Source organism: Lentilactobacillus farraginis DSM 18382 = JCM 14108 (assembly GCF_000583655.1).
In the GTDB taxonomy this organism is placed as follows: Bacteria; Bacillota; Bacilli; order Lactobacillales; family Lactobacillaceae; genus Lentilactobacillus; species Lentilactobacillus farraginis.
In genome coordinates, this window is sequence record NZ_BAKI01000103.1 from 1 (window position 1) to 1,580 (window position 1,580).

The window sequence follows — 1,580 nt, forward strand, 5'->3', positions numbered from 1 at the left end:
TTTTTTGATAATTCACACCACCAGCTCTATTGAAATTTACATATGGGTAAACATTACCAGAACATCCACCACGGCTTTTTCTTCTCTACTTTAACAATTTTGTATTTTTTTACAAAAGGTTCGGTCCTGCTTCTTGGCTTTTTAAGATAACCTCGTTAAAGGCTGTGGCCGTCAAATTCAACTGATCCACTTTCGCTCATTAAGGTTGAGCCACCCTTATTCAAGCCTGATATGTAAATATTCAACCCTTATTTCTCAAAGAATCCCAGATGACCAAACATAAAATACATAAGGTAACAATCAAAGGAAGATAAAATAAGCTGAAAAAATATTTGAAGTTAGGGTACACCAGGTTTGCTATTATTAACATGTAGATCATCATTGCTGCAACGACTATCCAATTATTCAACCTAGGGATCCATAAAGTTGCAATGCAGAAAAGGCATAGAAAAAAGCCAAATTCTGCTAAATAATACAGAAATTTCCCACTTAAATCTTCCGGAATAGAAAAATATGCATAATCCGAAAACCACAGACTCACACTAGTGACTAAAGGCGAGTATATTAATAACAAAGTGAACAGGATTAGTACCAAGACATTAATTCCGTGAAATTTGGTGGTTAAAAATTGTTTCACAATTGCACCTTCCTAATATCTAACGCTTGCAACATTATAAGAAACTTGGAACTAACTCCAGTTTTTAAAAGCTGGTCCAGTTTCCGGACCGATTTTAATAACATTATCAGTACTCTTCATATAAATATATGAATTGATTGTTCTTTCTCTGAATTTTTGGTGTCTTATGATTTTAGGCAATCCCTGATACACTTTAGATGCGTTCGCAATATTAGCATTCACTAATATAAAGAACGTTGCAAAAGTAAATATGAGCAAAGTATTTTTTAAATACCTTCTTATTGTTATCCTCATAATGCTTACCCTCTAATTATGATTTTTATTGTCTTACTTTTTTTTTGATTTTTTTCTCCCATTCCTGCCATATAATTACTGCTAGTGCAATGCAGTAAAATATTCCTGCAAGAACATCGGAGAAGTTGAATTTCTCTTTATCATTATAAACAATACAAAAACCACCAATAATAAGCGGAATTAAGAAAGCCCACTTACTCATCAAAAATTCTCGCATTCGCATATACTTCACCTCTTTTAACGATAAGTAATTTGAATATATGACTTCATTTTTCCAGAATGCTTATTCCGATTTATTGTGACATAGTCTTTTCCACCCCCGCTTAATGATAATGTAAACACCGCTCCCAATAGTAGTGAAACAAACTTTTTTGACATATAATAACTTCCCCTCGTTTTGATAAAGATATTACATAATGGTATTAATATCTTCAAATCTGTTATAGACTAGCACGGTTTGTCTGTCAATACTGACTAGTAATCGTATCCCCATTTATAATTAATATCATATTATATATTATGCTGGAAATGTGCTGCATATTTTACATATATAAGACTGATAAGTTATGTATATATCATGGGGAATTGTATTAATTTAAACGGTAATTTACTAGCGGCACAAGGGAAACACATCTATTTTAAAAACAAC

At 32.2% G+C, this 1,580-nt stretch carries 1 protein-coding gene; it reads right to left on the reverse strand.

All coding sequences use genetic code 11. The features are described 5' to 3' along the window. Positions 1-956: 956 nt before the first annotated feature. Positions 957-1,154: a hypothetical protein gene (locus JCM14108_RS13850; RefSeq protein WP_035181554.1), complete on the reverse strand. Its 198-nt coding sequence runs from the start codon at positions 1,152-1,154 to the stop codon at positions 957-959. Positions 1,155-1,580: the final 426 nt, after the last annotated feature.

What these genes read in the sequence shown, in the direction of transcription:
- JCM14108_RS13850 (WP_035181554.1), bottom strand. Translation starts at nt 1,154, where the DNA reads ATGCGAATGCGAGAATTTTTGATGAGTAAGTGGGCTTTCTTAATTCCG.